This is a genomic window from Roseococcus sp. (assembly GCF_965227005.1).
Taxonomy (GTDB): Bacteria; Pseudomonadota; Alphaproteobacteria; order Acetobacterales; family Acetobacteraceae; genus Roseococcus.
In genome coordinates, this window is record NZ_CBDDFJ010000009.1 from 25,629 (window position 1) to 45,977 (window position 20,349).

At 70.2% G+C, this 20,349-nt stretch carries 22 protein-coding genes; 14 read left to right on the forward strand and 8 right to left on the reverse strand.

The window, feature by feature from the left end; all coding sequences use genetic code 11:
* The 3 genes from ACO057_RS04525 to ACO057_RS04535 are packed head-to-tail and all read left to right on the forward strand — an operon-like array spanning position 1 to position 3,304.
* Complete coding sequence (locus tag ACO057_RS04525) at positions 1 to 1,224, forward strand: TolC family protein (protein ID WP_421989162.1); 1,224 nt, start codon at positions 1 to 3, stop codon at positions 1,222 to 1,224.
* Between the two features lie 50 nt (positions 1,225 to 1,274).
* On the forward strand, positions 1,275 to 2,024 hold the full coding sequence (locus tag ACO057_RS04530; RefSeq protein WP_421989163.1) for a response regulator: 750 nt from the start codon (positions 1,275 to 1,277) through the stop codon (positions 2,022 to 2,024).
* Entirely contained in the window at positions 2,021 to 3,304 is a 1,284-nt protein-coding gene (locus ACO057_RS04535) for an ATP-binding protein (protein ID WP_421989164.1), read from the forward strand. Before ACO057_RS04530 ends, ACO057_RS04535 begins: the two co-directional genes overlap by 4 nt.
* Positions 3,305 to 3,310: 6 nt before the next feature.
* On the opposite strand, the gene ACO057_RS04540 is transcribed toward ACO057_RS04535, so the two are convergent.
* From ACO057_RS04540 to typA, 3 genes are all read right to left on the reverse strand, one after another.
* Entirely contained in the window at positions 3,311 to 3,907 is a 597-nt protein-coding gene (locus ACO057_RS04540) for a hypothetical protein (RefSeq protein ID WP_421989165.1), read from the reverse strand.
* Positions 3,908 to 3,972: 65 nt separating this feature from the next.
* Entirely contained in the window at positions 3,973 to 4,296 is a 324-nt protein-coding gene (locus tag ACO057_RS04545; protein WP_421989166.1) for a hypothetical protein, read from the reverse strand.
* A 363-nt stretch (positions 4,297 to 4,659) separates the two neighbouring features.
* Complete coding sequence (typA, locus tag ACO057_RS04550) at positions 4,660 to 6,504, reverse strand: translational GTPase TypA (RefSeq protein WP_421989167.1); 1,845 nt, start codon at positions 6,502 to 6,504, stop codon at positions 4,660 to 4,662.
* Positions 6,505 to 6,738: 234 nt separating this feature from the next.
* Here typA and ACO057_RS04555 point away from each other — a divergent pair, with 234 nt between their 5' ends.
* Positions 6,739 to 7,116, forward strand: a complete 378-nt coding sequence (locus ACO057_RS04555) for a hypothetical protein (protein ID WP_421989168.1) — start codon at positions 6,739 to 6,741, stop codon at positions 7,114 to 7,116.
* Positions 7,117 to 7,226: 110 nt separating this feature from the next.
* Here ACO057_RS04555 and ACO057_RS04560 read toward each other — a convergent pair whose 3' ends face one another.
* Genes ACO057_RS04560 through ACO057_RS04570 form a run of 3 tightly spaced genes read right to left on the reverse strand, consistent with a single transcriptional unit; the run spans position 7,227 to position 9,143 of the window.
* A complete protein-coding gene (locus ACO057_RS04560; RefSeq protein ID WP_421989169.1) occupies positions 7,227 to 7,691 on the reverse strand; it encodes a YybH family protein in 465 nt (154 codons plus the stop codon).
* A 7-nt stretch (positions 7,692 to 7,698) separates the two neighbouring features.
* Positions 7,699 to 8,169, reverse strand: coding sequence for a hypothetical protein (locus ACO057_RS04565; RefSeq protein ID WP_421989170.1), 471 nt, complete (start codon positions 8,167 to 8,169; stop codon positions 7,699 to 7,701).
* The gene (locus ACO057_RS04570) at positions 8,166 to 9,143 is read right to left on the reverse strand and encodes an adenosine kinase (protein WP_421989171.1); all 978 of its coding nucleotides are present in this window, start codon (positions 9,141 to 9,143) and stop codon (positions 8,166 to 8,168) included. The genes ACO057_RS04565 and ACO057_RS04570 overlap by 4 nt, the downstream gene beginning before the upstream one ends.
* A gap of 166 nt (positions 9,144 to 9,309) precedes the next feature.
* On the opposite strand from ACO057_RS04570, the gene ACO057_RS04575 reads away from it, so the two are divergent.
* The 7 genes from ACO057_RS04575 (at position 9,310) to ACO057_RS04605 (ending at position 15,579) form a co-directional block, all read left to right on the forward strand.
* Complete coding sequence (locus ACO057_RS04575) at positions 9,310 to 9,873, forward strand: bactofilin family protein (RefSeq protein ID WP_421989172.1); 564 nt, start codon at positions 9,310 to 9,312, stop codon at positions 9,871 to 9,873.
* Positions 9,874 to 9,938: 65 nt separating this feature from the next.
* Positions 9,939 to 10,457 (forward strand): hypothetical protein, encoded by a 519-nt coding sequence (locus tag ACO057_RS04580; protein WP_421989173.1) that lies wholly within the window; start codon positions 9,939 to 9,941, stop codon positions 10,455 to 10,457.
* Positions 10,458 to 10,519: 62 nt separating this feature from the next.
* Positions 10,520 to 11,440 carry an AEC family transporter gene (locus ACO057_RS04585; protein ID WP_421989174.1) on the forward strand — a complete coding sequence of 307 codons (921 nt, stop codon included), beginning with the start codon at positions 10,520 to 10,522 and terminating at the stop codon, positions 11,438 to 11,440.
* A 76-nt stretch (positions 11,441 to 11,516) separates the two neighbouring features.
* Entirely contained in the window at positions 11,517 to 12,584 is a 1,068-nt protein-coding gene (locus ACO057_RS04590; protein WP_421989175.1) for a GGDEF domain-containing protein, read from the forward strand.
* A gap of 69 nt (positions 12,585 to 12,653) precedes the next feature.
* Positions 12,654 to 13,625: a Bug family tripartite tricarboxylate transporter substrate binding protein gene (locus ACO057_RS04595; RefSeq protein ID WP_421989176.1), complete on the forward strand. Its 972-nt coding sequence runs from the start codon at positions 12,654 to 12,656 to the stop codon at positions 13,623 to 13,625.
* Positions 13,626 to 13,627: 2 nt separating this feature from the next.
* On the forward strand, positions 13,628 to 14,965 hold the full coding sequence (locus tag ACO057_RS04600) for a hydrolase (RefSeq protein ID WP_421989177.1): 1,338 nt from the start codon (positions 13,628 to 13,630) through the stop codon (positions 14,963 to 14,965).
* A complete protein-coding gene (locus tag ACO057_RS04605; RefSeq protein ID WP_421989178.1) occupies positions 14,962 to 15,579 on the forward strand; it encodes an HAD family hydrolase in 618 nt (205 codons plus the stop codon). The genes ACO057_RS04600 and ACO057_RS04605 overlap by 4 nt, the downstream gene beginning before the upstream one ends.
* On the opposite strand, the gene ACO057_RS04610 is transcribed toward ACO057_RS04605, so the two are convergent.
* A complete protein-coding gene (locus ACO057_RS04610; protein WP_421989179.1) occupies positions 15,564 to 16,265 on the reverse strand; it encodes a response regulator transcription factor in 702 nt (233 codons plus the stop codon). The genes ACO057_RS04605 and ACO057_RS04610 overlap by 16 nt on opposite strands.
* A gap of 71 nt (positions 16,266 to 16,336) precedes the next feature.
* Complete coding sequence (locus tag ACO057_RS04615; RefSeq protein WP_421989180.1) at positions 16,337 to 17,179, reverse strand: AraC family transcriptional regulator; 843 nt, start codon at positions 17,177 to 17,179, stop codon at positions 16,337 to 16,339.
* Positions 17,180 to 17,403: 224 nt separating this feature from the next.
* On the opposite strand from ACO057_RS04615, the gene ACO057_RS04620 reads away from it, so the two are divergent.
* The 3 genes from ACO057_RS04620 (at position 17,404) to ACO057_RS04630 (ending at position 20,342) form a co-directional block, all read left to right on the forward strand.
* Positions 17,404 to 18,126, forward strand: coding sequence for a HugZ family protein (locus tag ACO057_RS04620; RefSeq protein WP_421989181.1), 723 nt, complete (start codon positions 17,404 to 17,406; stop codon positions 18,124 to 18,126).
* A gap of 162 nt (positions 18,127 to 18,288) precedes the next feature.
* Complete coding sequence (gene pckA, locus ACO057_RS04625) at positions 18,289 to 19,878, forward strand: phosphoenolpyruvate carboxykinase (ATP) (RefSeq protein ID WP_421989182.1); 1,590 nt, start codon at positions 18,289 to 18,291, stop codon at positions 19,876 to 19,878.
* A gap of 59 nt (positions 19,879 to 19,937) precedes the next feature.
* A complete protein-coding gene (locus ACO057_RS04630; protein ID WP_421989183.1) occupies positions 19,938 to 20,342 on the forward strand; it encodes a DUF2237 family protein in 405 nt (134 codons plus the stop codon).
* Positions 20,343 to 20,349: the final 7 nt, after the last annotated feature.

Sequence of the window (20,349 nt, forward strand, 5' to 3'; positions counted from 1 at the left end):
ATGAAGATCCTGATGCTCGGCGCGGCGCTGCTGCTGCCCCTCAGCGCCCATGCCCAGAATGCCTCGCCGCGGAATCGCGCCCGCGCGCCCGCGGCCGCCGTGCAGAGCGGCACACTCTCCCAGCACCTGGAGGCCGCGCTTGCCCTCGACGCCAGCATGCGGGCCCTGGAGGGCCAGCGGACGGCGGCGGGGGCGCGCGGCGTCACCGCGCAATCCATCATCGCCGGCCCACCCTCCATCAGCGGCTCCTTCCGTTCGGACACGCGCGGGCCGCGCGATCAGCGCGAGATGGAGATGGATTTCTCCGCGCCGATGTGGCTGCCCGGCCAGCGCGGCGCGCTGCGCGGCACGGTGACGAGCGCCGTCGCCGAATTCGAGCAGCGTATCCTCCTGCGCCGCCTGGAGGTCGCGGGCCTGCTGCGCGAAGCCTGGTGGGATGCGGCCGAGGCGCGGCGCGCCCAGCAGCTCGCACGGGAGCGCCTCGGCACCGCGCGCGAGATCGCGCGCGACGTCACGCGGCGCGCCGATCTCGGCGATATCCCGCCCACCGAGGCGCTGCTCGCGCGCAACGAGACCCTCGGCGCGGAGCTCAGCCTGGCCCAGGCGGAATCCAACGCGGAGCTGGCCGTCGCGGCCTACCGCGTGATGACCGGCGGGCTGGAGCCGAACCTGCCGGTCGAGACGATCCGCGCGCGCGGATCGCATCCCGCGCTGCGTGCCGCCGAAGCCGCCGTCGCCCATGCGGAATCGCGCGAGCGCCTGGTGGCCGCGACGCCGCGCGACAATCCCGAACTCGGCACCTTCCTGCGGCAGGAGAACGGGCTCGGCACCAATGATTCCACCAGCATCGGCCTGCGCTTCCGCCTGCCGCTCTCGACCGAGGCGCGCAACGCGCCGCGCCGTGCCGAGGCGCAGAGCGAGGTGACGCGGGCCGTCGCGCTGCTCGCGCAATCGCGGCGGCTGGTGGATGCGGAGGTCCGGCGCGCGGCTCAGCAGCAGTCGGCGGCCGAGCAGGCGCAGCGCCTCGCGCGCCAGCGCCTCACGGTCGCCAATGAGCAGGAGGGGATCGCGCTGCGCGCCTTCCGCAGCGGCGAGACCGGGACCTTCGATCTCTATCGCGTGCGCCAGCTGCGGCTGGAGGCGGCGAATGACGAAGGCCGCGCCGGGATCGAGGCGAACCGCGCGCGGTCGCGCATGAATCAGGCGATGGGCGTGCTACCCTGAGCCGGCATCGGCCCTCGCGCCAGCAAAGCGGCGGCCATGGGGAGTGGCAGGTGGATCAGCGGGAGGAACGGCTCCTCGCTCCGGATGCGAGAATCCTGGTGGTGGAAGATGACGGCGAGATGCGCCATCTCGTCGCCCGGCTGCTGCGGGAGGCGGGGTTTCGCGTCATGCCCGCGCGCGACGGCCGCGAGATGTGGGATCTGCTGGCCAATGCCGCCGCGCCACCCGACCTCGTCGTGCTGGATGTGATGCTGCCCGGCGCCTCGGGGCTCGACCTCTGCCGCCGGCTGCGCGCGCAGAGCCAAGTGCCCATCATCATGCTCACCGCGCGCGGCGACGAGACGGACCGCGTGCTCGGCCTCGAGATGGGCGCGGACGATTATGTCGCCAAGCCCTTCGGTCCGCGCGAGTTCGTGGCCCGCGTGCGCGCCGTCCTGCGTCGCTCCATGGGCGATCCGGCCGAGCCCACGCGCACGGATCACCGCCTGCATTTCGCCGGCTGGATGCTGGACCTCAAGGGGCGCGAGCTCTTCTCGCCCGCCGGCGCGGCGGTGGATCTCTCGGGCGCGGAATTCGACATGCTGCTCGCCTTCCTGGAACACCCCCAGCGCGTGCTGAGCCGCGAACAGCTGATGGAGGTCGCGAAGCGGCGCATCGGCGTCGAGAGCTCCGAGCGCGTGGTGGACGTGCAGGTCGGCCGCCTGCGCCGCAAGATCGAACCGGACGAGCACAGCCCGACCATCATCAAGACGGTGCGCGGCAGCGGCTATGTCCTCGTGCCGAGCGTCCGGCGCGGATGAAGCTCTGGCACCTCGTCCGGCCGGACAGCCTCGCGGGGCGGACCCTGCTGGTCCTCGTCGGCGGGCTCACCGTGCTCGATGCAGGCAGCATGCTGATGCACGACCGCGCTTTGCATCGGGCCGAGCTCTCGGCCTTCGAGACGCGCATGGCCGACCGCATTCTCGCCGCCAGCGCCGTCGCGGCCGGACAGGCGGAGGCGGCGCGCGACCGGGTGGTGCGCGAATGGTCGCTGCCGGGCCTCGAATTGCGCTGGCAGGCCACGCCACCCCCCGGGCTTGCCGCGGCCCCCGGGCGCTTCGTCGAGCTCTTCGACCAGCTCGGCGAATCCGGCCCCGTGGTGCGCGGCGCTTCGGCGAGCGGCGCCGTCGCGGCGCCGGGCGGCGGCTGGATCCACTTCACCGCCCATCCGCCCCGCTACGCCGGATTTCCCGTGCGGGCGGACCATTGGCTGCCCGTCTCGGCCATGGCGCTCGGCATCCTGCTGCTCGCCTTCCCCATCGTCGGCTGGATGACCAAGCCGCTGCGCCGCCTCGCCGAGGCCGCCGACCGGATGGGCCGCGATCCGCGCCCGGCGAAGCTGCCGACGGACGGCCCGATCGAGGTGCGCCATGCGGCCCAGGCCTTCAACGCGATGCAGGCGCGCATCGTGCGTCTGATCGAGGACCGTACCGAGGCCCTGGCCGCGCTCAGCCATGATTTCCGCACGCCGCTCGCGCGACTACGGCTTCGCGCCGGCTTCCTGCCGCCTGGCGAGGAACGCGCGCAGATCGAGGCCGAGGTGGCGGATATGGAGGCGATGGTCGCCGGCACTCTGGCCTATTTCCGCGAGGGCCGCGACGGCGAGCCCGCGGTCGATGCGGACCTCGCCGCGATCCTGCAGACCCTGGCGAGCGAGGCCGCGGATATGGGCCATGACGTGGCCTATGAAGGCCCGGCGCATTGCGTGTTTCCGCTGCGGCGCATCGCGGCCAAGCGGGCGCTGCGCAACCTCGTGACCAATGCCGTGCAATACGGCGCACCGCCCGTGCGGATCGCGCTGCGCCGCGAAGGGCCGCTCGCCCTGATCGAGCTGTCCGATCGCGGCCCTGGCATTCCGGCGGACCGGCGCGACCAGGCGCTGTCGCCCTTCGTGCGGCTGGATCCCTCGCGCGGCGGCGGCGGGGTCGGGCTCGGCCTGGCCACCGCGCTGCGCTTCGCCACGGCCGAGGGCGGCAGCCTGGAGCTGCGTGAAGCGGAGCCGAACGGGCTGAGCGTGCGGATCACCCTGCCCGTTCGGTGAGGCGCGTCAGCGCGCGGCGGAGGCCTGCTGGCGCGCGACGTCGGTCGCGACCCAGTTCACCAGCGTCGGCGCCTGGACCGGATTGAGATGTTCGACCCGCGCCTGGATCGGGGCATTCGTCGCACGGTCGAACCAGACGGTCTGGGTGTAGCTGAAGGTGACGCCGACCACCTGGAAGGCGCGCATCACCTTCACCGTGTCGAAGGTGCCCGCGGGCGTCGTCACGGCGCCACCAGGCGCGGCGCTCCAGGTCTCCTGGTAGTGGCTGCTGATGGCGTAGCGGTTCGGGCCGAAATACTCGAAGCTCACCGGCGCCGCGCGCCCGAGGTCCACGCCCTGCGCGAAGGCGGCGGCGAGCCTCGCGCCACCGGCTTCCTGGAAGCCCTCGCGCATCGACCAGTAGCCGAGCAGCCGCTGCTGGCCGCCGACATTGCAGATGCCCGGCGTGCCGGCCGCGCGGTAGCGCAGCGCGGCGCCGGTCGATTGCTCGACGGTGGTGCCGGCGGTGGGGCAGCGGAACTGCCAGGTGTCGCCGCCGCCTTGCGCGAAGGCGGCGCCGCCGGTCGTCGCGAGAACGGCAGCCATCAGTCCGGTACGGATCATCTTGGTCTCTCCCATTGTTGTGGACACGAAAAAGGGCGCGCGGCTGTCGCCGCGCGCCCCAGGGGTCAGTTCGAGTAGCGGAGCTCGGGGCGACCGTTCTCGTTGCTGACGATGGTGGGCGATCGCTCGGAGCCGAAGGTCCCGCGCCCGGGGCCCGAATAGGTGATCGTGCGGTCGATACCCGTCGTGGCCTGGCGTGCCACCCCGTTGCTCACGGCCTCCGAAGCGGGGATCTCGGGGCGATGGATGACGGGCTGGCCGCCGCCATCCGTACCGTCGATATGGGTCGGCGCCTGGCCGAGCACGCCACCCGGGGCGGTACGGGAATCGGGCATGGCGAGGGCACTGCCCGAAATCAGCAGGCCGGCGATGAGAAGCGGGCGGAACATATAGGGCTATCCTTTGCGATCGACCTGATGGCCGTGCGCTTCAGATGCCGTGTCCGGCGCGTTGCTATGTGTCAGGCATATGACAAAGGATGTCCGCAACGCCAGGTCGGGCGCGGCGGGCGGAAATCAGGCGCATGTCGCCCGCGAAGACGCGGCGACAGCTACGAAGGATGGGGGGAGGAATTTTTCCGGCGATGGTCTTGCCGGTATCGAGGCTCTCGGCCTGGAGGCGCGCTCTGGCAGCGGGCCGGCGGAGGAGCTTCCAACCGTGGAAGCCCCTCGCGCGGGTCTGGCAAGTGATGGTCGGCCAGGGCCACCGGCCCTGGCTGGAAGGCACGAGGGGCGAGCCCCTCGCGCGTCGTCTCAGGCCGCCTCGCCCTTGACCGGCAGGCCCTCGGCCTTGCGGCTCGCGCGCTTGCGCTGGTTCGGGTCCAGGTGGCGCTTGCGCAGGCGGATGGCCGAGGGAGTCACTTCCACGAGCTCGTCGTCCTCGATGTAGGCAATCGCCTGCTCGAGGCTCATCCGGCGCGGCGGGATCAGCAGCAGCGCCTCATCCTTGCCGGCGGCACGGATGTTGGTGAGCTTCTTCTCCTTGACCGGATTCACTTCCATGTCGTCGCCGCGCGAGCTCTCGCCGATGATCAGGCCCTCATAGACCTTCGCACCCGGATCGACGAAGAGCGCGCCGCGCTCCTGCAGCGCGAAGAGCGCGTACTGCGTCGTCTCGCCGTCCACGTTGGAGATCAGCGAGCCGTTGCGGCGGCCCTCGATCACGCCCGCATAGGGCGCATAGCCGTGGAACAGGCGGTTCATGATGCCGGTGCCGCGCGTGTCCGTGAGGAACTCCGAGTGGTAACCGATCAGGCCGCGCGACGGCATGATGAAGGTGATGCGCGTCTTGCCGCCGCCCGAAGGCCGCATGTCCTGCATCTGCGCCTTGCGGATGGACATCTTCTCCACGACGACGCCGGTGAAGGCCTCGTCCACGTCGACCAGCACCTCCTCGAAGGGCTCCTCGCGGACGCGGGTCTCGGGATTCTCGCGCATCAGCACGCGCGGGCGGCCGATGGTGAGCTCGAAGCCCTCGCGGCGCATCGTCTCGATGAGCACGCCCAGCTGAAGCTCGCCGCGGCCGGCCACTTCGAAGGCGTCGCTCTCCTCGCTCTCGCGGATGCGGATGGCGACATTGCCCTCGGCCTCGCGGTGCAGGCGGTCGCGGATCTGGCGCGACGTGACCTTCTTGCCTTCGCGGCCGCCCAGCGGGCCGTCATTCACGCGGAACGTCATGGCCAGCGTCGGCGGGTCGACCGGCACGGCAGGCAGCGGAACCTGCTGCTCGGGCGCGCAGATCGTGTCGGGAATGGTCGTGTCGGACAGGCCGGCGATGGCGATGATGTCGCCCGCGTGGACTTCCTCAACCGGCACCCGCTCCAGGCCGTGGAAGGTCAGCAGCTTGGTGAGGCGGCCGGTTTCGACGACCGTGCCGTCCGAGCGCAGCACCTTCACGGGCATGTTGAGGCGGGCGGTGCCCTGCTCGATGCGGCCCGTGAGGATACGGCCCAGGAAGTTGTCGTATTCCAGGATCGAGGCGTTCATCGCGAAGGGCGCGTCGCGGTCCACGGTCGGCTCGGGCACGTGGCTGACGATGAGGTTGAACATCGCGTCCAGGTTCTGGCGCGGACCTTCCATCGACGTATCGGCCCAGCCCTGGCGGCCCGAGGCGAAGAGCATGGGAAAGTCGAGCTGCGCGTCGTTCGCGTCAAGGGCGGCGAAGAGGTCGAACACCTCGTCATGCACCTCATGGGCGCGCGCGTCCTGGCGATCGACCTTGTTCACGACCACGATGGGGCGGATGCCGCGGGCCAGCGCCTTGCCGAGCACGAACTTGGTCTGCGGCAGCACGCCCTCGGCGGCGTCGACGAGCAGGATCGCGCCGTCCACCATCGAGAGGATGCGCTCCACCTCGCCGCCGAAATCGGCGTGGCCGGGGGTGTCGACGATGTTCAGCTTGACGCCGTTCCAGTCCACCGCGGTGCACTTGGCGAGAATGGTGATGCCGCGCTCACGCTCCAGGTCGTTGCGGTCCATGGCCCGCTCAGCGACCTGCTGGTTCTCGCGGAACATGCCGGACTGCTTGAGGAGCTGGTCGACGAGGGTGGTCTTGCCGTGATCGACGTGCGCGATGATTGCGAGGTTACGCATGGACATGTTTGGGCTTCCGGGCATGGTTGTGGCCCGCGCTCAAAACGTGCCCGGGCGGCGTTGGATCGGCAAAATGACGTTGCTGCGGCGCACACATAGGGGGGCCGCGATGAAATTGCCAGCGAAGATGCAACGGCGCGACATGCATGGGTCTTATGCGCGCGTTCCGCGATCCTATGCCAGTTCAGGAAAAACGCGAAAGACCGCCAGAAATTGCCTCTCGCCGCTGGGTCGCGATCCGTGAATCGCCCAACCGATTCAGAGCCGATCAAGGCGCTGAACCTTGTCCTCACGGCAATGATGCTGCTGGGCCTGGCTTCCACCACGGCCCAGGCGCAGCGGGCCTGCCTCGGCGCGGACCGGCTTGCCGTCCAATATGCCCAGACCCGCCCGGGATCGGGCGGAACCTGGAATTACGTGGCGCGGATCGCGAATTCGTCGCTGCAGCCGATCCGCTTCGAGGTGCGGTTCCAGATGGTCAACGCCCAGCCGAACCGGGACATCCACCCCACCCAGACCCTCCCGGGCCGGACTTTCCGGGAATACGTGCTGGCCAATGGGACCAGCATCCTCGATGGTCACCGCATCACCGAGAGCACCCGGCTGATCTGCCGCTAGAGTCTTCTTCGTTCGCAAGGGCTCACTTCGAAGTCTCTAGCTTTTTGTTTTTACGAGCATCTTTACCCGACCAGACGATTCCGTGTGATCGGGTGATGCTCTAAGCGCCCTCAGCGCGCCTTGACCGGCCGGTTCGCGTGGCTGTCCGCGGGCACGCCGCGCGCGAGCGACATATGGCTGTGCACGCTGATCCAGCCTTCGGCGCCGCCGGGCATCAGGACCAGCGTCGCGCGGCCTGGCCGGTCGAAGGGCGTGCCGTCGGGCGCATAGCCGGTCGAGGTGAAGGGCGCGATCGCCACGGCCATCTGCCCGTCGGGGCTGGCCAGAATGCGCGTCACATCGAGGACGAAGCGAAAATCGGTGGTCCTGGGCCAGACATTTTCCCATTGCTGGTCGCGCCAGGGCTCCAGCCCCTCGACCAGCGCCTTCACCGTGCCGAAGGCGATGATGCGCGGATGCCAGAAGGGATAGGCGCTCTTGTAGTCCACCTCGCGCACCGTGGCGGAGAAGCGGTCGAGCCATCCCAGGATCGCGTCACGGATCGCGGGTGGGGCTTGGGGAAGGTCAGGGGTCATCGGATTCTCAGCGAGGGCGGCGGGTGGGGCGGTTCAGCTCGCCCAGAGCGGCTTCGATCTCGCTCTGGGCCGTGCCTCGGTCGTTGCGCAGAAGCGCGGCGCGGGCGGCGGAAATGCGCCCGACCGGCCCGCCGGTCACCGCCTCGCCGGCCCGGGCGGGCGCGGTGTCGCGGGTGAGCAGGCGGGACTGAGCGCGCTCGAGGAATTCATTGGCCGGGCCGGGACGCCCGGCGCGCAAGGAGGTCAAGGCGGCCCGCAGTTGTCCGGCCGCGTCGTCGACGCTGGCCGCATCCACCTCGGCCGCGTCGCGCCGCTGGGCGGCCACGCCCGGCGGCTGGTCGGGATTGGCCTGGAGGCGCTGCAGCTCGCGGATCGAATCCGCCTGAGCGACCTGGCGGCTCGCCTCGGCGCGCGCACCGGGGCTGGCGAAGGCCAGGCCCGGCAGGAGGGCGGCCGAGAGGACGAGCAGTCGGATCACGCAACGAGTTCCTTCAGGTCCACCTGCGGCCTCGCGCCATAATGGCTGATGACCTCGGCGGCCGCGATGCTGCCCCAGCGCCCGGCCTCGGGCAAGGCGAGGCCCTTGCACCAGGCGGCCAGGAAGCCGGCCGCATAGGCGTCGCCGGCGCCGGTCGTGTCGATCACCTTGGTGGGCTCCGCCGCGATCACATGGCGCTCGCCCTTGGCGAAGATGATCGAGCCGTGCTCGCTGCGCGTCAGGGCCGCGATCTCGACCTCCTGGGCGGCCTGGGCGGCGGCGGCCTCGAAGTCGTCCGTCTGGTAGAGCGCCAGAAGCTCGGACTCATTGGCGAAGAGGATGTCGGCCTCCTCCTTCACGAAGGCACGGAAGGCCTCCCGATGGCGGCCGACGCAGAAGGCGTCCGACAGCGTGATGGCGACCTTGCGGCCGGCGGCATGGGCGGCGCGGGCGGCGGCCTTGAAGGCGGCCTGGGCCTCCGGCGGATCGAAGAGGTAGCCCTCCAGATAGACGACCTTGGCGCGAGCCACCTCGGCGGCGTCCACATCCTTCTCGCCGAAGGTCACGCAGGCGCCCAGGAAGGTGTTCATGGTCCGCTGCCCATCGGGCGTGACCAGGATCAGGCAGCGCGCCGTGGGAACACCGCCGGCCAGCGGCGGGGTGGGAAAATGCACCCCCACGGCCTTGATATCATGGGCAAAGACCTCGCCGAGCTGATCGGCGGCAACCTTGCCCAGGAAGCCCACCTTGGCGCCGAGCCCCGCGGCGACCGCGCAGGTGTTGCCCGCCGAGCCGCCCGAGCTCTCGACTCCGGCCGGCATGGCGGCATAGAGCGCCTCCGCCTCGGCCGCGTCGATCAGCCGCATGCCGCCCTTGGGCAATCCACGATTGGCGACGAAGGCTTCATCCGTGGGCGCAAGAACGTCCACGATGGCATTGCCGATGCCGAGAATATCGAGCGTGGGGAGGGTCATGCGGGGCCAAATCCTATTGCGTCTCAGCCCGAGGCGTAGCCGCCAAACCCGCGCTTTGCAAAGGCCGGGCGCCTCTTCCGGTCGATAATTCGCAACCTGCCGTTGCCCCGGGGAGGCCGGGCGTTATAAACTTGTTCCAACGCCTAGAACTTGAAGGATTGCCAGCATGTCGATCTTCGGCCGTAAGAAGGATGACGGATCGGACGCCCAGGCGCCGCAGGAGTCGGTCAGCGTCCCGACCTCGCGCGATGCCGAGCTGACGATGCCGACCTATCGCGCTCCCTCCGCGAACAGCGCCCCCGTGGGCATGCCGCCCAAGCCCGGCACCACCCCGCCCCGCCCCGGCATGCCGGCCGCGCCCGTCGGCGCCGCCCGCACGCCCCGCGTCGAGGGCCAGACCGAGCGCCGCACGCTCATCGTCGGCCGTGGCATCAGCCTCCAGGGCACGGTGGCCGACGCCGAGCGCCTCGTGGTCGAGGGCACGGTCGAGAGCCAGATGATCCAGGCCGCTGAGCTGTCGGTGACGCAGACCGGCGTCTTCCGCGGCGAAGTCCAGGTCGAGGACGCCGAGATCGGCGGACTCTTCGACGGCACGCTGACGGCGCGCGGCAACCTCATCATCCGCTCCACCGGCAAGGTGAAGGGCATGGCGCGGTACAAGAAGCTTTCCGTCGAGGAAGGTGGCCAGATCGTCGGCAGCATGGAAATGCTGCAGGGCGAAGGCACCTGACTTTCGGCTGAGCCTGAGCCCGCGATCTTCGCGCGGGCTTAACCTTTCTTCGGGATATTTGCGCGATGACGCGCTGGGTCCTTCTCCTGCCTCTTGTTCTCCCGGCCTGCATCGGGGGGCCGGATCTCGAAGTCGAGGCGGCGCAGGCCGCGCTCGCCTCGCATCGCGCGAGCCTGCAGGCGCTCGGGACCCCGTCGCCCACCGCCCGGCCTTCCCCGCCTCCGCACCGCGTTCCGGGCCGGGTGACCGGTCCCGCCGCCAGCGCGCCCCGGCCCGTCCCGGCGCCGCGGGAGGCCTCCACCCTGCTCGGCGCGTCGCCGGACACGGTGCGTTCCGCCTTGGGCGAGCCCCTGCTCCGGCGCGAGGAAGGCCCCGCGGAGGTCTGGCTCTATACCGGCGGCGGCTGCCAGCTCGACATCGTGATGTACCCCTCCGAAGCCGGCCCTCGCGTGGCGCATGTGCAGGCGCGCGCCGGCGGCCTGGCCCAGCGCACCGAGGCCTCCTGCCTGCGCGACCTCGCCGCGCAGGGATCCTCCCACCAGCCCCCTCCGAACGAGACGGTCCCGATCGAACTCGGCGCGTGAGCCCGCCCCTCGCGTGTTCCGGGCCGTCAGGCGCCGAAGCCTGACCTGAAAGCGCCCTGACCGTGCTGCCTTACATCGACGCCTTCGTGCCGTGCTTCGGAATGCTGGCCCTCGGCGCATTCCTGAAGCGCCGACTGCTGCGCGACGACGCGATCTGGGCGGGCATCGAACGGCTGATCTTCTGGGTGCTGCTGCCCTCGCTCCTCGTCTCGGCGATCGGCTCGGTGCGGCTCGGCGAGGTGCCCATCTTCGGCATGATGGTCGCCATCTGGGTGGCGCTGGGCTTCGGCACGGTGCTGTCGGTGATGATCTCGCGCCACTTCCGGCAGAACCACGCGGCGATGACAAGCGTCGTCATGGGCGGCATCCGCTTCAACAACCTCATCGGCTTCGCCGTGGCGGGCGCGCTTTTCGGCCTGCCGGGCGTCGCGCTGGGCGCCGTCTCCTCGGGGCTGATCGTCCCCTTCGTGCAATTCGTGAGCAATGCCGCCTTCGCCTCGGAGAAGGGGCTGCGGCCCTGGCCGATCCTGCGGCAGATCCTGCGCAACCCGCTGATGATCGCCTGCGTCGTGGGCTTCCTCGTGGCCTGGATGGGCGGCCTGCCGCCGGGGGTGCGGCCGCTGCTGGATTCGCTCGGCCGCGCCTCGGTGGCGCTCGGGCTGCTGGCGGTGGGCGCCGCGCTCTCGGTGGGCGCGCTGTCGGACCGCGTGCCGCTCCAGCTCGCGACCGCCTGCCTCAAGCTGATCCTCGTGCCGGGAATGACGCTGGCGGTCTGCCTCTGGCTGGACCTCGCGCCGCTCGCGACGACGATCGCCGTGCTCTTCATGGCGCTGCCGACGGCGGCGACCTCCTATGTCATGGCGCGCGCGATGGGCGGCGACGCGCCGCTGATGGCCGCGATCACCTCGTCGGAGCATTTTCTCTGCGTGGTCACGTTGCCCCTGTGGATGCTGGTGGTGAAGGCGATCACCGGCTTCGGCTGAAACCCACGCGGCGGAAACCTCCTGTTCACCTTCTCGCGCTCATCCTCGGGGCGGAACGAACGGGACCGAACCGAGCATGTCCTCCCAGACCACCACCGCGGAGCCGCCGGCGCCGGCCCGCAAGGACCCGAGCCTCGTCCTCGCCCATGCGGCCATGGCCTCGATGCTGCGGCAGGGGCTCTCGCCCACGCCGGCCAACTACCTCGTCTGGTTCAGCTATCACGGCGAGACCGAGCCAGGCCTTCGCCACGCCCTGGACGCGAGCCTGGACGAGGGCGAGCGGATCGCCCAGCCGCGCATGGACGAGCTGCACACCCAGTTCTTCGATCCGGGTCACGACGGGATCTCGCTGCACGAAATGTCGCGCCGGCTCGAAAGCGCGGTCACCGAGGCGGTCGGGCTCGTGAACGGCGCGCGCGACGCGGCATCGCGCTATGGCGGCACGCTGCGCGAGGCGTCGGATGGGCTGACCGACGAACCCGAAGCGCTGGGGGCCGTGCTGCGGCGGCTGGTCACCGAGACGCGCGAGGTCACGCGCCGCAGCGACGCCGCCGGCCGCCGCCTCGCCGAGACCGCCCAGAAGACGCAGGCGCTCCAGGCCGAACTGGTCGAGGCGCGCCGCCAGGCCACGACCGACCCTCTCACCGGCCTCGCCAATCGCCGCTGCTTCGACGAGGCGCTGAGCGCCGCGCTGGGGGAGGTGGCGAGCGTGCCGCTGGCCCTGGTCATCATCGACGTGGACCACTTCAAATCGGTGAACGACACCCACGGCCATCACCTCGGCGACGACGTGCTGCGGCTGCTGGCCGCGACGCTGCCGCAGGCGATCGGCACGGACGCCCTGGCCGCGCGCTTCGGCGGGGAGGAGTTCTGCGTGATCCTGCGCGGCACCGGCCTGCCGGAGGCGGCGCGAACGGCCGAGGATATCCGCCTGCGGATCGCCGCCGCATCGCTCGCCCTGCGGCAGACCGGGCAGCGCCTGAGCGTCACCGCCTCGCTGGGCCTGGCCGTGGCGAGCGCGGGCGAGACGGCGGGGCAGCTGATCGAGCGCGCCGATGCCGCGCTCTACGAGGCCAAGCGCGGCGGCCGCAACCGCCTCTGCACCGACCCGCCCCTACCCAAGGCCGGCGCTGTCTGGGGCTGAGGTCACGACCATCTTGGAAGCGGCGCGCCGCCCCTCCATGATGGCCGCGCCCTCCCGGAGAGACCGACCATGCTGGCCCGCCGCAACCTGCTCCAGACCAGCGCCGCCCTCGGCGCCGCTTTGCCGCTCACGGCGCGGGCCCAGGCCTTCCCCGACCGGCCCATCCGCTGGATCGTCGGCTATCCGCCGGGCGGCGCCTCGGACACCTTCGCGCGGATCATCGGCGCGGCCCTGGCGACGCGACTCGGCCAGAACGTGGTGGTCGAGAACCGGCCCGGCGGCGGCGCCGTCCTGGCCAGCGAGACCGTCGCGCGCGCGCCGGCCGATGGCCACACCTGGCTGCATGTCGACAACGGCATCCTGACCTACAACCCGGCCCTTTACGCGCGGCTGCCCTATAATCCGGACAGCGACCTCACGGGCGTGGGCTTCATCGGCCGCTTTCCGCTCTACATCGTCGTGCGGCCCGAGGGCGCGCCCACCGACTTCGCCGGCCTGCTGGCCGCCTCGCGCCAGCGCTCCGTCACCTATGGCACGCCGGCCGTCGCCTCGCCGCATCACCTCGCCATGGAGCTCGTGAAGCGGCGGACCAACATCGACGTGACGCATGTGCCCTATCGCGGCGGGCCCGCGGCCATGCAGGACCTGCTCGGCGGCCAGGTGGATTGCGTGGTGATCGACACCGCGACCGGCCTGCCCTTCATCCGCGACCGCCGCGTGCGCGTGCTCGCCGCGCTCACCGAGGCGCGCACGCCCGACGTGCCGGACGCGCCGACCATGGCCGAGCTCGGCTATCCCGACACGATCGCCTATGGCTGGCAGGGGATGAGCCTGGCCAAGGCGACGCCCGCGCCCATCGTCACGCGGATCTCGGCGGAGATGATCGCCGCGATCCAGTCGCCGGAGATCGTCGCGCGCATGCGCGGCCTCGGGATCGACTATCAGCCCTGGACCCCCGCCCAGTTCGACGCCTTCGTCGCGGCCGAGAACGCGCTCTGGCGGCCGCTGATCCGCGAGCTCGGCATCAGGCTGGACAGCTGAACATGTCGCTCTCCCGCCGCGCGTTGCTCGGTTCCGCGCTCGCCTTGCCCTTTCTCCGTGTGGCCGGCGCGCAGGAGGCGGCAACGCCCATCCTCTTCGTGCACGGCAATGGAGACCATGCGGCGCTCTGGATGACGACGCTCTGGCGCTTCGAATCCAACAACTGGCCGCGCGAGCGGATGGCGGCGATCAGCCTGCCCGACCCGCTCGCCCGCGCGGACGACGCCGTGGCCCAGCCCGGCCGCAGCTCCAGTGCCGAGCAGACCGAGCGCCTCGCCGCGGCCGTCGCCGAATTGCGCGCGAAGACCGGCGCGGCGCGCGTGGCGCTCGTCGGCAATTCGCGCGGCGGCTATCCCATCCGCGACTTCGTCTCGCAGCCGGCCGGCGCGGCCCAGGTGAGCCATGTGATCACCTGCGGCACGCCCAATCGCGGCGTCTATGACTGGGAGTTCAATCCGGGCAACGAGTTCAACGCGCGCGCGCCCTTCCTGCGCCGGCTGAATGGCGGCACGACCGATGTGGTGGCGAGCACGAGCTTCCTCACCATCCGCTCCGACAACGACCTCTATGCCCAGCCCGACGGTCGTTATATCGGCCGGCCCGGCACACCCACCGGCATCACCCAGGACGGACCGGCGCTGCGGGGCGCGACCAACGTCCTCCTGACCGGTCTCGACCATCGCGAGACGGCCTATCACTGGCGCTCCTTCCGCGAGCAGTTCAGGCACATCGCCGGGCGCGAGCCGCACACGATGGGCGTGATTCCGGAGGAGCGGCCGCGGATCGGCGGCATCGTGACCGGCCTGTCCGACGGCGCGCCGACCAACCGCCCCGTCGCCGGCGCCAGGGTCGAGGTCTGGACGCTGGACTGGCAGGGCCAGCGCGAAAGCGAGGCCCTGCTCGACGTCACGACCGGCGGGGACGGCGCCTGGGGCGGCGCCATCCTGCCGGCCTGGCGGTATGTGCCGGTCGAGATCGTGCTGAGCGTGCCGGGGCACCCCATCGCGCATTTCTTCCGCTCGCATTTCCCGCGTTCCTCGGCGGTGGTGAACCTCCGCCCGCCCGCGGCGCCGACCGAGACGGAGCGCGCGGCCGGCTGCCTCGTGCGGCTGACCCGCCCGCGCGGCTATTTCTCCTGGCCGCGCGACGTGGTGCTGATCGACGACCAGGAGGTCGCCGAGAAGCGCGAGGGCATCGCCAGCATCGCCGCGGCGCGCCGCAACCTGCCGGCCGCGCGCGCGGGCAGTCCGGTCTATGCGCTGTACAACGAGGAGAAGCTCGTCGGCCGCGCGGTGCCGCTGGCAGAGAATCGCATCGCCGTGATGGAGCTCAGCTGGTGATCGCCTGGGTCGTCTTCGATGTCGGCGGCGTACTGGTGGACGAGGCGCGCCTCATCCGCGGCTGGGCCGATGTGCTGAAGCTGGGCGAGGAGGAATTCACGCAGAAGCTGCGCGAGGGCATCGCGGCTGAGAAGGGCATCGGCGGCACCATCCGCGCGCTCGCGCCGGAGGTGGACATCAAGGCGCATCGCGCGCGGCTGAACGGGCTGGAGATTCCGGGCGAGGGCGACCTCTATCCCGATGTTCGCGCGGGGCTGGCCTCGCTGCGAAAGGCGGGGCTGCGCATCGGCATCGCGGGCAATCAGCCGGCCGGCGTGGCCGAGGCGCTGACGGCGCTGGGCCTCGATGCCGACTTCATCGCCACCTCGCACCAATGGGGCGTGTCCAAGCCCGATGCGAGGTTCTTCGACGAGGTGCTGAAGGCCACGGGCGCCGAGCCCGCGCAGATCGCCTATGTGGGCGACCGCATCGACAACGACGTGGAGCCGGCCCGCGCGGCGGGGATGCGCCCCGTCTTCATCCCACGCGGCATCTGGGGCGAGGTGCATGACGCGCGCGAGCGGGGCGGCTGCCTCCGCGTCACGGCGCTCACCGAGATCTACTGCTCCTTGTAGCGGTAGCCGATGCCGTAGAGCGTCTCGATCTGGGCGAAGTCGTCGTCCTGCGAGCGGAACTTCTTGCGCACCCGCTTCACGTGGCTGTCGATGGTGCGGTCGTCGACATAGATGTTCTCGCCATAAGCGGCGTCGATCAGCTGGTCGCGGTTCTTCACGAGGCCGGGGCGCAGGGCCAGCGCCTTCACCAGCAGGAATTCGGTCACCGTCAGCTGGATCGGCTTTCCCTTCCAGATGCAGGTGTGCTTGGTCTCGTCGAGGGTGAGGTCCCCGCGCACCAGCAGCCCGCCGGCGACGACGCCGCTGCTCTCCTGCTTCATCGCCTCGTTCCGGCGCAGCAGCGCGCGGATGCGCTCCAGCAGCAGGCGCTGGCTGAAGGGCTTGGTGATGTAGTCGTCCGCGCCGAGGCGCAGGCCCATCAGCTCGTCCACCTCCTCGTCCTTGGAGGTAAGGAAGATGACCGGCATGGCGCTGCGGGCGCGCAGGCGCTGCAGCAGCTCCATCCCGTCCATGCGCGGCATCTTGATGTCGAGCACGGCGAGGTCGGCCGGCTTGCCCATGAGGCCCTGCAGCGCGCTCTCGCCGTCCGTATAGGTGCGGACCAAGTAGCCCTCCTGCTCCAGGGTCATGGAGACCGAGGTCAGGATGTTGCGGTCGTCGTCCACGAGAGCGATGGTTTGCGGCATGGGTGCCTCCTTGTCGCCCTTCATAGGCAGCGATTCAGGCACAAAACAGACGCATCCGGCCAGATTTGCAACTATCTCCGCTTCAGCGGCAGAAGAATGTCGGTCAGCCACTCGGCCGGCGGCAGGGTCCGGCAATCGTTGAGGTAATGCTCCAGCACAGGATGCTCGGCCGGCTCCTCGCCGCTGGCGGGGAGCCATTGGCCATAGAGCCGGTCATAGGCGCCCTCGAGCTCGCTATAGGGGCCCTGGAAGCGCAGCCGGGCGCAGCGCAGCGGCGGCAGGGAAAGCGCCTCCACCTCTGGGGCAAGCGGCGTTCCCTCGGGGACGGTCATGGCCGCACGGGAGCGGAGCTGGTCGGCCGGAACGGTATGCGGGTCGTCCCAGTAAAGCCCGTAGAACTGGGTCTGCGGCCCGGCGAGCCCGCTGCCGCCGGCCCAGGTGGCGAGCCGCTCGAAGGTACCGCCGATCTCGGTATAGGCGCCCCGGTGGCGCAGCGTGGCGAGGTGCATGGCGGGCAGGTCGGTGAAGGTCACTTCGGTCATGTCATGCTCCAGGATGGCGCCGATGCCGGCGCGGTGGCGGTAGACGCCGGGCGGGAGGCCATGGGCCTCGCGGAAGGCGCGGGTGAAGGCGGCGACCGAGCCGTAGCCCGCCTCGCGGGCGATGCGAGCCATGGGCTGCTCGGTCCGGATCAGCGCGGCGGCGGCGCGGGAGAGACGCAGGCGGGTGAGTGTCTCGGTCGGTGTCTCGCCCATCATCGCGCGGTAGACGCGATGGAAATGATAGGGCGAGAAGGCCGCGACATCGGCCAGTTCCTCCAGGCTCGGCGTGCACTCCAGCCGTCCGGAGAGATGATGGACGGCCCGACTTATGCGCGCGGCGTGGTCGGTGAGGGTGTTGGTCTTGATCGGCATGGGGAGTGTATGCCGCAGGTCGGATTGATCGCGCTTGCGAAGTTGTCGCACGGCCACAGACCCGCATCATCGGCGGCCGCCCGTTCCCGCAATAGGTGATGTTATTTGGTGTAAAGCATTCTTTACACGCAAAAATCTCTCTTCACCTGCTCCTTCTTCTGAGGAGAGCCTGAAGAGCTCGGGCCGGGTGGACGCCCCGCCCCTCCGCGCCCCAGGCTGGGCCCATGACCGACGACCCAGCCTTCCAGGCCCGCAAGATCATCCGCGGCGCGCGTTCCGCGACCCTCGCCACGCAGCTGGACGGGCAGCCCTTCGCCGGCCTCGTCACGCCGGCCTGCGCGCCGGACCTCGCGCCGCTGCTCTGGCTCTCCACCCTGGCCGAGCACACCCGGCAGCTGATGCGCGAGCCGCGCTGCGCCCTGCTCTTCGCCGGCGCCGCGGCCGAGGCCAATCCGCAGACCGCGCCGCGCGTCACCCTCACCGGAATCGCCGAGCGGATCGAGGATCCGGAACTGAAGGCGCGCTGGCTCGCACGGCATCCCTATGCCGCCCTCTATGCCGATTTCGGCGATTTCGCACTTTGGCGAGTGAAGCCCGCCGGCGCGCAGATGGTCGGCGGCTTCGCCCGGGCCGCGCGCCTGCGAGTGGAGGATCTGCGGCCCGATCCGGCGGCCGTGAAGGCCATCGCCGCGGCCGAGGCGGAGATCATCGCCCATGTGAACAAGGACCATCCCGATGCGCTGGCCGCCATCGCGCAAGGCCTGCTCGGTGGCGGTTCCGGCACCTGGCGGCTGGCGGCGGTGGATGTGGACGGGCTGGATCTCGTGCTGGAGGAGACGGTGCTCCGACTGCACTTCGCTGTCCCGGCCGCCGACCCGCAGGCCGTTCGCGGGGAACTCATCCGCGCCGCGAAAGAGGGCCGCCGGAACAATACCTTATCGCAATAATAGCACCGTCTCGTATATTTTGGGACGTTCCGTGACCGCCCCGACCACAATCACATTGCCACAGCAGCTTAGCTGCCCTAATTCAATCACAACTTTCCGCGAAACAGCGAGTGCCGGGTGCTGCGATCAATCCCGGTTGTCTGCTCCACTGGGAATACACCAATGACCGAACCCCTCGCCGGCACCGGCGTCTCCAACGCCAGCGTCCACGCCAATCTGACGGCGGCCTCGCTGGTTCAGCAGGCCATGCTCCGGGGCGAGGGTCGCCTCTCCGCCGAGGGCGCCTTCATCGGCATCACCGGCCAGCACACCGGCCGCTCGGTCGCCGACAAGTTCGTGGTGGATGAGCCCGAGACGACCGCTCAGATCTGGTGGGGCAAGGTCAACCAGAAGCTCGAGGCGGCGAAGTACGAGGTCTTCCTCAAGCGCGTCCGCGGCTACCTCGGCAGCCAGAAGGAGCTCTTCACGCAGGATCTCTATGCCGGCGCCGACCCGAAGTTCCGCATCAAGGTGCGCCTGGTCACGACCAATGCCTGGCACGCACTCTTCGCGCGCAACATGTTCATCCGCCCGGCCGAGTCCGAGCTCGCGGGCTTCACGCCCGACTACACCATCCTGCATGCGCCCGAGCTGGAATCGGTCCCGGCCGAGGATGGCGGCCGCGCCACCTCGACCACGCTGATCGGCCTGTCCTTCGCCCAGAAGATCATCGCGATTGCCGGCACCAGCTATGCCGGCGAGATCAAGAAGAGCATCTTCACCGTCATGAACTGGCTGCTGCCGGCACAGGGCGTGCTGCCGATGCATTGCTCCGCCAATGTGGGCAAGGACGGCGACACGGCATTGTTCTTCGGCCTCTCCGGCACGGGCAAGACCACGCTTTCCTCCGATCCCGAGCGCGCGCTGATCGGCGATGACGAGCATGGCTGGTCCGACAAGGGCGTCTTCAACTTCGAGGGCGGCTGCTACGCCAAGGTCATCAAGCTGAGCCAGGAGGCCGAGCCGCAGATCTGGAACGCCTCGCACCGCTTCGGCACCGTGCTGGAGAACGTCGTCGCCGATGCGCGCGGCCGCCTGGACCTCGAGGACGGCTCGCTGACCGAGAACACGCGCTCCTGCTACCCGATCGAGTTCATCCCGAACACGCAGCCGGGCGGCATGGGCGGCCTGCCGAAGAACGTGGTGATGCTGACGGCCGACGCCTTCGGCGTGCTGCCCCCCATCAGCAAGCTGACCCCGGCGCAGGCCATGTACCACTTCATGTCGGGCTACACGGCGAAGGTGGCCGGCACCGAGAAGGGCCTGGGCAAGGAGCCGCAGGCGACCTTCTCCAGCTGCTTCGGCGCGCCCTTCCTGCCCCGCCACCCCGAGGTCTACGGCAAGATGCTGGCCGAGCTGATCGCCCGCGACGGCGCCCAGGTCTGGCTGGTGAACACCGGCTGGACCGGCGGCTCCTACGGCACGGGCAGCCGCATGAGCATCCAGCACACGCGCGCCTTGCTGCGCGCCGCGCTGGATGGCTCGCTGGCCCAGGTCGAGTTCGTGCAGGAGCCCTTCTTCGGTCTCGCCATCCCCAAGGCGGTCTCGGGCATTCCGGCCAATGTGCTCAACCCGCGCGACTCCTGGGCCGACAAGGCCGCCTATGACGCGACGGCGAAGAAGCTGGTCGGGCTGTTCGAGAAGAACTTCGAGACCTTCGCCGGCGCGGTCAGCGACGATGTGAAGGCCGCGGCCATCAAGGCCGCGGCGTAAGCCTGAACTCCCCGGACGGCGGCCATCGGTCTCCGTCCGGCCATCGACGGGAATGGCGCATGCCTGACGGTTCCATCCCCCGCCGCGAGGAGCGGCCCGTCGCGCGCAACGTGCTCGGCGGCGTGCTGCTGCCCTGCAGCATGGCGCCGCTCACCGGTTACTTCCGGGACGGCTGCTGCAACACCGACGCACATGACATCGGCCTGCACACGGTATGCGCGGAGATGACCGAGGAGTTCCTCGCCTTCTCCAAAGCCACCGGGAACGACCTGTCCACGCCACGTCCGGAATACGGCTTCGCGGGGCTCCGCCCAGGCGATCGCTGGTGTCTCTGCGCGCCACGCTGGGAGGAGGCGCGCCAGGCCGGCTCAGCGCCGAAGGTCGTGCTGGCGGCGACGCATGAGGCGACGCTGCTGGTGGCGGAGTTGGCGCATCTGCGGGCGCATGCCGCAGCGGGCGGGTAGCGCATTC

Coding starts and splice junctions, on each gene's coding strand:
- ACO057_RS04580 (WP_421989173.1), top strand. CDS start 9,939: ATGACGCGCTGGGTCCTTCTCCTGCCTCTTGTTCTCCCGGCCTGCATC.
- ACO057_RS04610 (WP_421989179.1), bottom strand. CDS start 16,265: ATGCCGCAAACCATCGCTCTCGTGGACGACGACCGCAACATCCTGACC.
- ACO057_RS04575 (WP_421989172.1), top strand. CDS start 9,310: ATGTCGATCTTCGGCCGTAAGAAGGATGACGGATCGGACGCCCAGGCG.
- ACO057_RS04615 (WP_421989180.1), bottom strand. CDS start 17,179: ATGCCGATCAAGACCAACACCCTCACCGACCACGCCGCGCGCATAAGT.
- ACO057_RS04600 (WP_421989177.1), top strand. CDS start 13,628: ATGTCGCTCTCCCGCCGCGCGTTGCTCGGTTCCGCGCTCGCCTTGCCC.
- ACO057_RS04570 (WP_421989171.1), bottom strand. CDS start 9,143: ATGACCCTCCCCACGCTCGATATTCTCGGCATCGGCAATGCCATCGTG.
- typA (WP_421989167.1), bottom strand. CDS start 6,504: ATGTCCATGCGTAACCTCGCAATCATCGCGCACGTCGATCACGGCAAG.
- ACO057_RS04560 (WP_421989169.1), bottom strand. CDS start 7,691: ATGACCCCTGACCTTCCCCAAGCCCCACCCGCGATCCGTGACGCGATC.
- pckA (WP_421989182.1), top strand. CDS start 18,289: ATGACCGAACCCCTCGCCGGCACCGGCGTCTCCAACGCCAGCGTCCAC.
- ACO057_RS04630 (WP_421989183.1), top strand. CDS start 19,938: ATGCCTGACGGTTCCATCCCCCGCCGCGAGGAGCGGCCCGTCGCGCGC.
- ACO057_RS04525 (WP_421989162.1), top strand. CDS start 1: ATGAAGATCCTGATGCTCGGCGCGGCGCTGCTGCTGCCCCTCAGCGCC.
- ACO057_RS04545 (WP_421989166.1), bottom strand. CDS start 4,296: ATGTTCCGCCCGCTTCTCATCGCCGGCCTGCTGATTTCGGGCAGTGCC.
- ACO057_RS04595 (WP_421989176.1), top strand. CDS start 12,654: ATGCTGGCCCGCCGCAACCTGCTCCAGACCAGCGCCGCCCTCGGCGCC.
- ACO057_RS04535 (WP_421989164.1), top strand. CDS start 2,021: ATGAAGCTCTGGCACCTCGTCCGGCCGGACAGCCTCGCGGGGCGGACC.
- ACO057_RS04620 (WP_421989181.1), top strand. CDS start 17,404: ATGACCGACGACCCAGCCTTCCAGGCCCGCAAGATCATCCGCGGCGCG.
- ACO057_RS04590 (WP_421989175.1), top strand. CDS start 11,517: ATGTCCTCCCAGACCACCACCGCGGAGCCGCCGGCGCCGGCCCGCAAG.
- ACO057_RS04540 (WP_421989165.1), bottom strand. CDS start 3,907: ATGATCCGTACCGGACTGATGGCTGCCGTTCTCGCGACGACCGGCGGC.